Origin of the sequence: Streptomyces sp. (genome assembly GCF_031178505.1) — a bacterium.
GTDB classification, from domain to species: Bacteria; Actinomycetota; Actinomycetes; order Streptomycetales; family Streptomycetaceae; genus Streptomyces; species Streptomyces gulbargensis.
This window is the reverse complement of sequence record NZ_JAPSIW010000194.1, coordinates 1-9867: the sequence shown is the minus strand read 5'-3', so window position 1 is coordinate 9867 and position 9867 is coordinate 1. Positions and strand designations below refer to the sequence as shown.

Sequence of the window (9867 nt, the reverse complement as noted above, 5' to 3'; positions counted from 1 at the left end):
AGGACAAGGACAAGGACAAGGGCCAGGACAAGGGTGACGGCCAGGAGGGGGAGTCGACGTGACCCGGGTCGCCGGAATCGACTGCGGTACGAACTCCATCCGCCTCCTCGTCGCCGACGTGCACCCGGAGACGGGTGAGCTGATCGAGCTGGACCGGCGGATGACGATCGTCCGGCTCGGCCAGGGCGTCGACCGGACCGGCCGGCTCGCCCCCGAGGCGCTGGAGCGGACCTTCGCCGCCTGCCGTGAGTACGCCGGGGTCATCAGGGAGCTCGGCGCCGAACGGGTCCGCTTCGTCGCCACCTCCGCCTCGCGCGACGCCGAGAACCGCGAGGAGTTCGTCCGCGGGGTCGTGGACATCCTGGGCGTCGAACCCGAGGTCATCACCGGCGACCAGGAGGCCGAGTTCTCCTTCACCGGGGCCACCGGTGAGCTGCGGGGCGCGGAGACGTACCTCGTCGTGGACATCGGCGGCGGCTCCACCGAGTTCGTCACCGGTGACCGGCACGTCGAGGCCGCCCGCTCCGTCGACATCGGCTGCGTCCGGCTGACCGAGCGGCACATCAGGCACGACCCGCCGACCGCCGAGGAGGCGGAGGCCGTCCGCGCCGACGTCCGCGCCGCCCTCGACCTGGCCGCCGAGACGGTGCCGCTCACCTCCGCCGGGACCCTCGTCGGGCTCGCCGGGTCGGTCACCACGGTCGCCGCCATCGCGCTGGGCCTTCCGGAGTACGACTCCGCCAAGATCCACCACGCCCGGATCTCGGCGGTCCAGGTTGCGGAGGTCGCCGCGCGGCTCCTCGCCTCCACCCACGACGAGCGGGCCGCGATCCCCGTCATCCACCCCGGCCGGGTGGACGTGATCATCGCCGGAGCCCTCGTCCTGAGGGAGATCGTCGAGCGGGTCGGAGCCTCCGAAATCGTGGTCAGCGAGCACGACATTCTCGATGGGATCGCGCTATCCGTGGCATAGCGGACGCCTATGGAGGGGTCCGGCGACAGCCTGTCGGAAAAGGTTCGTGAAGTTCTTCACAAGGAAAAGGGCCCTGATGGCGCCCCGGGACGGTCTTGTGGCCCTCCACGGGGCGTCTCAGGGCCCTTTCGCAGGCGGAACGCCTTCTTCGCTCGATGTTTCCATCGTGTGAACGGGCGGGCCGGTACGGCGTTAACGGAGGCTCTCCGGACCAGTTCACGAGGGGTGAACAACGTTCACCAAGGCCACGCGGTTCCTTTGCACCACCATGACCTGGGTCACGTGGGCCGCGCAGTGTAGCAGAGGTATCCCCGGACCTTGTGAAGGGGCGCACGAGCACCCCCCTCCAACGGGGTGGATACTCGATGGCATGAGCACCACGGAGCGTCCCAGGATCCTCGTAGTAGGCGGTGGGTACGTAGGCCTGTACGCAGCTCGGCGCATCCTCAAGAAGATGCGCTTCGGCGAGGCGACCGTCACGGTCGTCGACCCGCGGTCGTACATGACCTACCAGCCCTTCCTCCCCGAAGCCGCCGCCGGCAGCATCTCCCCGCGACACGTCGTCGTCCCGCTGCGGCGCGTCGTTCGCGGAGCCGAGGTGCTCACCGGTCGGGTCACCACCATCGACCAGGACCGCAAGGTCGCCACGATCGCGCCGCTCGTCGGCGAGGCGTACGAGCTGCCGTTCGACTACCTGGTCATCTCGATGGGCGCCGTCTCCCGTACCTTCCCGATCCCCGGCCTCGCCGAGCAGGGCATCGGCATGAAGGGCATCGAGGAGGCCATCGGCCTGCGCAACCACGTCCTCGAGCAGCTCGACAAGGCCGACTCGACCACCGACGAGGAGGTCCGCCGCAAGGCCCTGACCTTCGTCTTCGTCGGCGGTGGCTTCGCCGGTGCCGAGACGATCGGCGAGGTCGAGGACATGGCCCGCGACGCCGCGAAGTACTACCAGAACGTGTCGCGCGAGGACATGCGCTTCATCCTGGTCGACGCGGCCGACAAGATCCTCCCCGAGGTCGGCCCCAAGCTCGGCCAGTACGGCAAGGAGCACCTGGAGAGCCGCGGGATCGAGATCTACCTCGAGACCTCCATGGACTCCTGCGTCGACGGCCACGTCGTGCTGAAGAACGGCCTCGAGGTCGACTCCAACACGATCGTGTGGACCGCCGGCGTCAAGCCGAACCCGGCCCTCGCCCGTTTCGGTCTGCCGCTCGGCCCCCGCGGCCACGTCGACTGCAACGAGAAGCTCCAGATCAACGGTCTCGACTACGCGTGGGCCGCGGGTGACAACGCCCAGGTCCCCGACATGGTCGGCCGCCGCGCGGGCAACCCGAACGCCTGGTGCCCGCCGAACGCCCAGCACGCCCTGCGCCAGGCCAAGGTCCTCGGCGACAACGTGGTGGCGGGCATGCGCGGCTTCCCGCAGAAGGAGTACGCGCACGCCAACAAGGGCGCCGTCGCCGGCCTCGGCCTGCACAAGGGCGTCGCGATGATCGTCATGGGCAAGGTGAAGATCAAGCTCAAGGGCCGGCTCGCCTGGTACATGCACCGTGGCTACCACGGCATGGCCATGCCGACCTGGAACCGCAAGATCCGCGTCTTCGCCGACTGGACCCTCGGCATGTTCCTCAAGCGCGAGGTCGTCTCGCTCGGCGCCATGGAGACGCCGCGCGAGGAGTTCTACGAGGCGGCCAAGCCCGCCCCCGCGCCGGCCGCCCCGGCGCAGGAGAAGGCCAAGGCCTCGTAAGCAGCAGCACCCCGCTCGTCCCCGAAGGGCCGTCCGCCATCCGTGGTGCGGACGGCCCTTCGCGTGTTTTGCCGACTCCTTGCGTTGCGCCGGGACTCGGAACGCCCACGGACGGTGTTCCCTTGGTGACAGGCATTTCTGGGGTACGAGATCACGGAGGTGTTGCACCATGGCCGACGCCGCGACGCGGCTGACGAGACTGGCCGAGGACCTGCTGGGAGAGCCGTTCCCGGTACGGGTGCGGGCCTGGGACGGCAGCGAATCCGGCCCCGCGGACGGCCCCGTCCTGGTCCTCCGCGACCGCCGCGCGCTGCGCCGGATGATCTGGAAACCGGGCGAAGTCGGCCTGGCCCGCGCCTGGGTGGCCGGCGAGATCGACGTCGAGGGCGACCTCTACGCGGTCCTGGACCGGCTCGCCGGACTGATCTGGGAGCGCACCGACGAGAGCCGCGGCCTCCTCGCCTCCGCCCGCGACCCCCGCCTGCGCGCCGCCGCGGGGGCCCTGCTCCGGCTCGCCGGGCCCCTGCCGCCCCCGCCGCCGCCCGCCGAGGAGATCCGCGGCCGCACCGGCGGACGCCACACCAAACGCCGGGACAAGCAGGCGATCAGCCACCACTACGACGTCGGCAACGACTTCTACGAACTGGTCCTCGGCCCCTCCATGGTCTACTCCTGCGCCTACTGGACCGAGGGCGGCACCCTGGAGGACGCCCAGCGGGACAAACTCGACCTGATCGCCCGCAAACTGAACCTCCGTGAGGGCGACCGGCTGCTCGACGTGGGCTGCGGCTGGGGCTCCATGGCCCTCCACGCCGCCCGCGAGTACGGCGCCCGCGTCGTCGGCGTCACCCTCTCCCGCGAACAGGCCGCCTTCGCCCGCAAGCGCGTCGCCGAGGAGGGCCTCGCCGACCGGGTCGAGATCCGCGTCCAGGACTACCGGGACGTCACCGACGGACCGTACGACGCGATCTCCTCCATCGGCATGGCCGAACACGTCGGCGCGGTCCGCTACCGCGCGTACGCCGACACCCTGTACGGGCTCCTCAAGCCCGGCGGCCGGCTCCTGAACCACCAGATCTCCCGCCGTCCCGAGCCCGACGAGGAGGCCTACGAGGTCGACCCCTTCATCGACGCGTACGTCTTCCCCGACGGCGAACTCGCCCCCATGGGCCGCACCCTGGGCATCCTGGAGGACGCCGGGTTCGAGGTCCGCGACGTGGAGGCGATCCGCGAGCACTACGCCCTCACGCTGCGCCGCTGGGTCGCCAACCTGGAGAAGGAGTGGGACCGCGCGGTCCGCCTCACCTCGCCCGGCCGGGCGAGGGTCTGGCGGCTCTACATGGCCGCCTCCGCCCTCGCCTTCGAGCGCAACCGGATCGGCGTCAACCAGTTCCTGGCCGTGAAGACCCCGGCGGCCGGGACCAGCGGCCTGCCGCTGCGCCCGCGCGTCTGGGACGAGCGGGACTGACGGGCGCCGGACGGCCGGAAGGGCCGGTCTCCCGTGTGCGGGGGAGACCGGCCCTTCGCGGTGGTGCGGGGCGGCTACTCGGCCTTGATGGCGGCGAGCATGTTCAGCTTCGCCGCGCTGCGGGCCGGCCACAGCGAGGCGAGGACGCCGACCAGACCGGCCAGGACCAGGAAGAGACCGATCCGCTCCCAGGGCAGGACCAGGGCGTAGCCCGGCAGGCTGGCCTTGAACGTCTCGCCGAGCGCCCAGCCGAGGAACGCGCCCAGGCCGATGCCGACGACCGCGCCGAACACCGAGATGACCACGGCCTCCAGGCGGACCATCCGCTTCACCCGGCGCCGGTCGAGACCGATCGCGCGGAGCATGCCGATCTCCTGCTGGCGCTCGAAGACGGACATCGCGAGGGTGTTGACGACACCGAGGACGGCGATGATCAGGGCCATGCCCAGCAGGCCGTACACGATGTTCAGGAGCATGTTGATCGGGCCGCCGAAGGCGTCGCGGATGTCCTTGTGGTCCATCACCGTGATGCCCGGGTTGTCGCCCATGGCCTTCGACAGCGCCTTGGCGTTGGCGTCGGAGGCGCCGCCGTCCATCGCGACGTAGACCTCCCGCGTGTAGGGCTGCTGCTCGTGGGCGTTGATCAGCTTGCGGTCGATCATGACGGGGGAGACGAACTCGCTCTCCTCGTAGATCGCGCCGACGGTCAGCTTGCCCTTGGCCTTGTCCAGGTACTCGACCGGGACCGTGTCGCCGACCTTCAGGCCGCGCTTCTCGGCGGTCTTGTCGGCGACCGCGATCCGCCCCTCCTTGAGCGAGGCCAGCGAGCCGTGCACGACGTGGAGGTTGAGAACCTTCTCGATGTCGCCGGGGGTGACGCCGGAGGCCGAGACGTAGTCCCCCTTGATCTCCAGGGCACCGGCCTGCTGCGGGGAGACGGCCGTGACGCCGGGGGCCTTCGCGAGGGCGGTGATGGCCTCCTCGCCCAGGCTGTCGCCGCTGGCCATGACCACCATGTAGTCGGCCTTGATCTGGTCGACGGTCATCTTGTCGATGGCCGAGCCGACGGTCGCGCCGATCACCGACAGGCCGGTGACCAGGGTGAGGCCGATGGCGAGCGCGGAGGCGGTGGCGCCGGTGCGGCGCGGGTTGCGGACCGCGTTCAGGCCGGCGAGCTTGCCGGAGATGCCGAACAGGCCGACGAAGAGGGGGCGGATCAGGGCGATCACGGGCCGCGACAGCATCGGGATCAGCACGATCACGCCGATGAGGGTGAGGAACGCGCCGCCCGCGATGAGCATGCGGCCGTCGTCGCCGCCCTTGCCCGCGCCGAGCACGATCAGGACGACGCCGAGCGCGGTGAGCGCGGCACCGATGGAGTTCCGCAGAACGAGCGACTTGGTGCTCGCGGTGGCGTGCACGCTGTTCATGGCGGCGACCGGCGGGATCTTCGCGGCGCGGCGGCCGGGCAGCCAGGCGGCGAGCATGGTGATCAGGACGCCGACGGCGAACGCCGAGACGACGGGGGTGGGGCCGACGACCAGGCCGCCGGCCGGGATCTTCAGGTCGAAGGCGTTCATGGCCGACCGGAGCGCGACCGCCAGGCCGACGCCCAGGCCGAGGCCGACGGCCGAGGCGACCAGACCGACCAGGCCGGCCTCGGCGAGGACGGAGCGGGTGATCTGCTTGCGCGAGGCGCCGACCGCGCGCATCAGGGCCAGTTCCTTGGTGCGCTGGGCGACCAGCATCGTGAAGGTGTTGGCGATGAGGAAGACGCCGACGAAGAGCGCGATGCCCGCGAAGCCCAGGAGCACCTGGTTGAGAGCGCCGAGTCCGGCCTCGATGTCCTTGGCCTGCCGGTCGGCGAGGGCCTGCCCGGTCTGGGCGGTGGCCTCCTTCGGGATCACCTTCACGACCTCGTCGAGCAGCTTGTCCGCCTGCGCGCCGGAGGTGGCCGTGACGGTCAGCTCCTGGAAGTACCCGGGCTTCAGGTAGAGCTTCTGGGCCACGGCGGTCTCGAAGAGGACGAGGCTGCCGCCGGCGTTGACGGCGCCGTCCTCGGTGGTGAAGACGCCGGAGAGGGTGTACTCCTTCACCGGGCCGTTGGTGGCCACGCGGACGGTGTCGCCGACCTTGTAGCCGCCCTTGTCCGCGGAGGCCCGGTCGAGCGCGATCTGGTCGGCGCGGACCGGGCCGCTGCCCGAGACGAAGGCGTACGCGCGGTCCTTGCCGTCCTTGCCGGGGGCGAAGTTGGTGCCCTTGTTGGACCAGCCGACGCCGATCAGCTTGCCGTTCTTGTCGGGCACACCCGCGAAGCCGCCGACGCGCGGGGTGACGGAGGCGACCCCGTCGAGCCCGGCGACCTCGTCGACGTCCTTCCGGGAGAGGCCGGGGGCCTGCCCGGCCTCGGGGTTCGGGTGCATCTCGACGGCGACGGCGACGTCGTCGTAGCTCTTCGCCGACTGGTTGCGGAAGGCCTGGGAGAGGGTGTCGGTGAAGACGAGGGTGCCGGAGACGAAGGCCACGCCGAGCATCACGGCGAGGACGGTCATCAGCAGTCTCGCCTTGTGCGCGAGCACGTTGCGCAGGGCGGTACGGAACATGGGGTGTCCTGAACGGAAGGGTGGGACGGACGGAGGTCGGGGGGCGCGGGGCGCGGGGCGGGGCCGTACCGGTTCGAGTCCGGTTCCGGTGCCCGCGCGTCAGCTCGTGCGGCCCTTGGCGTCGAAGGCCTTCATGCGGTCGAGCACGCCGTCCGCCGTCGGGCTCAGCATCTCGTCCACGATCCGGCCGTCCGCGAGGAAGATCACGCGGTCGGCGTAGGAGGCGGCCACCGGGTCGTGGGTGACCATGACGACGGTCTGGCCGAGCTCGCGCACCGAGTTCCGCAGGAAGCCCAGCACCTCGGCGCCGGAGCGCGAGTCCAGGTTTCCGGTCGGCTCGTCCCCGAAGATGATCTCGGGGCGGGAGGCCAGCGCGCGGGCCACGGCCACGCGCTGCTGCTGGCCGCCGGAGAGCTCGGTGGGGCGGTGGCTGAGCCGGCCCGAGAGCCCCAGCATGTCGATGACCTGCCGGACCCACTGCTGATCGGCCTTGCGGCCGGCGATGTCCATCGGCAGCGTGATGTTCTCCAGGGCCGTCAGCGTCGGCAGCAGGTTGAACGCCTGGAAGATGAAGCCGATCTTGTCCCGGCGCAGCTGGGTGAGCTGCTTGTCCTTCAGCGTGGACAGCTCGGTCTCACCGATCCGTACCGAGCCGGAGGAGAAGGAGTCCAGGCCGGCGACGCAGTGCATGAGCGTCGACTTGCCGGAACCGGACGGACCCATGATCGCGGTGAACTCGCCCTGCCGGAAGTCCACGCTGACCCGGTCGAGCGCGACCACCTGGGTCTCGCCCTGTCCGTAGACCTTGGAGAGATCCGTGGCGCGGGCGGCCACCGCGGTGGCGCGGGGCACGGTCGGGGTGGTAGTCACGAGGGGGACTCCTGTCACTGCGGCTTTCGGGAACCACTCCATCGTGTCGAGCGTTCCGGGCCGGGTCGTCCGCCCGTGTGCCCGTTCCCGGGGCCCTCTCGAGTCGGACCGGGGCCGCCCACCCTCCTCCTGAGGTATGACGGCGCCCCTGAGACGAAGGTGACAGACCTGCGACGAGTTTTCGTCATTCCAGGGGTGGGGCTTTGCGCCTGCGACCCCCGTCACAGTCGGCCGAACCGGCCCCCACCTGCGCTGACGCACCCTCAGGCGTCAATAAAATAAGACAACATCGGACCGATGTTCCTCTGAACGAGGGATGCGGTCCCGATAGGCTCCTGTGCCAACGCGGAGCTTCGCGGCAAGCCCGGATGGTGGAATTGCAGACACGGCGAGCTTAAACCTCGCTGGCCTTCGGGCCGTACCGGTTCGAGTCCGGTTCCGGGCACCACCGGGCCCAGGGGACCCCTGAGGCCCGGCCCACTCCCTCCTTCGCCCCCTTCACTCCTCTCACCGGGCCCGTCCCTGTTCCCGCCCGGCTTCTCCGGGTAAAAGATCCTCCCCGAGCACTAGAGAGTTTCTTTTGCCTACGCATTACCCTTGACGCAGGGCCGTGCAGTACGGCCCGCCATGGAGGAGTGAGATGAGGAGCAGCAACCCGGTCTTCTCGCGACGGGGGTTCAGCCGCGACAACGGCTACGCGGGCTTCAACGCGCAGCAGCCGCAGGCCGGGGGCCCCGCCGTCGGAACCAACCCCTACGCCACCGGTAACCCGTACGCCGAGGGCGCGGCGAACCCGTACGCGACCAACCCGTACGCCCCCCAGGACACGCAGCTCGGCGCCCCGCAGCAGGCCCGCGGCAACGTGATGACGATCGACGACGTCGTGAGCCGTACGGCCATGACGCTCGGCACGGTCGTGGTCACCGCCGTCCTGTCCTGGCTGCTGCTGCCGGTCGACCCGGCGAACCTGGGCAAGTCCTACGGCATCGCCATCGGCGCGGCCCTGGTCGCCCTGGTCCTGTCGCTGGTGCAGTCCTTCAAGCGCAAGCCGTCGCCGGCGCTGATCCTGGGCTACGCGGCCTTCGAGGGCGTCTTCCTCGGCGTGATCTCGGCCGCCGTCTCGACCTACATCGCGGACGGCGTCGTCATCCAGGCGGTCCTGGGCACCATGGCGGTCTTCGCCGGTGTGCTCGTGGCCTACAAGCTCGGCTGGATCCGCGTCAACCGCCGCTTCTACGGCTTCGTGATGGCCGCGGCCATGGGCTTCCTGCTGCTCATGGTGGCCAACCTGCTGTTCTCCGTCTTCGCGGGCGGTGACGGCCTCGGCTTCCGCAGCGGTGGCCTCGGCATCCTCTTCGGTGTCATCGGCGTGATCCTGGGCGCCTGCTTCCTCGCCCTCGACTTCAAGCAGGTCGAGGACGGCGTGAACTACGGCGCGCCGCGCGAGGAGGCCTGGCTGGCCGCCTTCGGTCTCACCATGACCCTGGTGTGGATCTACCTGGAGATGCTGCGTCTGCTGTCGATCCTGCAGGGCGACGACTGACGCGTCCCGTACTCGGGGGAGGGGCCCGTCCGGCACTGCCGGGCGGGCCCCTCCGCGTTCCCGGCCCCGGGGTCTACCGGGCGGCGCCGAGGAGGACGCGGGCGGCCTCCTTGGCCTCGGCGGCGGGCTCCGTGCCGCCCGTGATGCCCGCGACGGCCATGGCGCCGTTGGCCAGCAGGGCGAGCTGGCCGGCGAGGACCGGCGGGAGGCCGAGGGCGTCCGTCTGCTCCGCGAAGTAGGACCGCAGCGCCTCCTTGTGGTCCCGGGCGACGGCCGCCACCGCCGGGGCGACCCCGCCCAGCTCCCCGAAGGTGTTGATGAAGGCGCAGCCCCGGAAGCCGGGCTCCGCGAACCAGTCGGCGAGCCAGTCGAAGACCGCGAGGACCCGCTCGTACGGCCCGTCGGCGATCCGGGCGCCGTGCGCGGTCAGGGACTCCCGCACCTCCTCGTCGCGGCGCCGCAGCACCGCCTCGACCAGCAGATCCTTGGACGGGAAGACCTGGTAGAGGCGCTTCAGGGAGACCCCGGAGGCGCCGCGGATGGCGTCCATGCCGACCGCCTGCACCCCGCGTTCGTCGAACAGCCGCCGGGCGGCGTCGAGCACCCTCAGTTCGGCGGATTCCGCGTCCATCGTCCGATCACCCCTTGCATGGAGAACCA

At 70.6% G+C, this 9867-nt stretch carries 7 protein-coding genes and 1 tRNA gene; 5 read left to right on the top strand and 3 right to left on the bottom strand.

Annotated features, from left to right (window positions below; genetic code table 11):
• The first annotated feature begins 58 nt into the window (after positions 1–58).
• The 3 genes from RIF68_RS15525 (at position 59) to RIF68_RS15515 (ending at position 4191) form a co-directional block, all read left to right on the top strand.
• On the top strand, positions 59–973 hold the full coding sequence (locus tag RIF68_RS15525; protein ID WP_309051836.1) for a Ppx/GppA phosphatase family protein: 915 nt from the start codon (positions 59–61) through the stop codon (positions 971–973).
• 370 nt (positions 974–1343) lie between these two features.
• Positions 1344–2723: an NAD(P)/FAD-dependent oxidoreductase gene (locus tag RIF68_RS15520; protein ID WP_309051835.1), complete on the top strand. Its 1380-nt coding sequence runs from the start codon at positions 1344–1346 to the stop codon at positions 2721–2723.
• 169 nt (positions 2724–2892) lie between these two features.
• A complete protein-coding gene (locus RIF68_RS15515; protein ID WP_309051834.1) occupies positions 2893–4191 on the top strand; it encodes a cyclopropane-fatty-acyl-phospholipid synthase family protein in 1299 nt (432 codons plus the stop codon).
• 74 nt (positions 4192–4265) lie between these two features.
• Here the strand turns inward: RIF68_RS15515 and RIF68_RS15510 are convergent, their stop codons facing one another.
• Both RIF68_RS15510 and RIF68_RS15505 read right to left on the bottom strand, forming a co-directional pair.
• Positions 4266–6794, bottom strand: a complete 2529-nt coding sequence (locus RIF68_RS15510; RefSeq protein ID WP_309051833.1) for an FtsX-like permease family protein — start codon at positions 6792–6794, stop codon at positions 4266–4268.
• 99 nt (positions 6795–6893) lie between these two features.
• On the bottom strand, positions 6894–7664 hold the full coding sequence (locus RIF68_RS15505; RefSeq protein ID WP_309051832.1) for an ABC transporter ATP-binding protein: 771 nt from the start codon (positions 7662–7664) through the stop codon (positions 6894–6896).
• 362 nt (positions 7665–8026) lie between these two features.
• Between RIF68_RS15505 and RIF68_RS15500 the strand changes: the two genes are divergently transcribed.
• Together RIF68_RS15500 and RIF68_RS15495 are read left to right on the top strand one after the other, a co-directional pair.
• Positions 8027–8112, top strand: a tRNA-Leu gene (locus RIF68_RS15500).
• Positions 8113–8304: 192 nt separating this feature from the next.
• Positions 8305–9207, top strand: a complete 903-nt coding sequence (locus tag RIF68_RS15495; RefSeq protein ID WP_309051831.1) for a Bax inhibitor-1/YccA family protein — start codon at positions 8305–8307, stop codon at positions 9205–9207.
• 73 nt (positions 9208–9280) lie between these two features.
• Here RIF68_RS15495 and RIF68_RS15490 read toward each other — a convergent pair whose 3' ends face one another.
• Positions 9281–9838 (bottom strand): TetR/AcrR family transcriptional regulator, encoded by a 558-nt coding sequence (locus RIF68_RS15490; RefSeq protein WP_309051830.1) that lies wholly within the window; start codon positions 9836–9838, stop codon positions 9281–9283.
• Between the last annotated feature and the right edge of the window lie 29 nt (positions 9839–9867).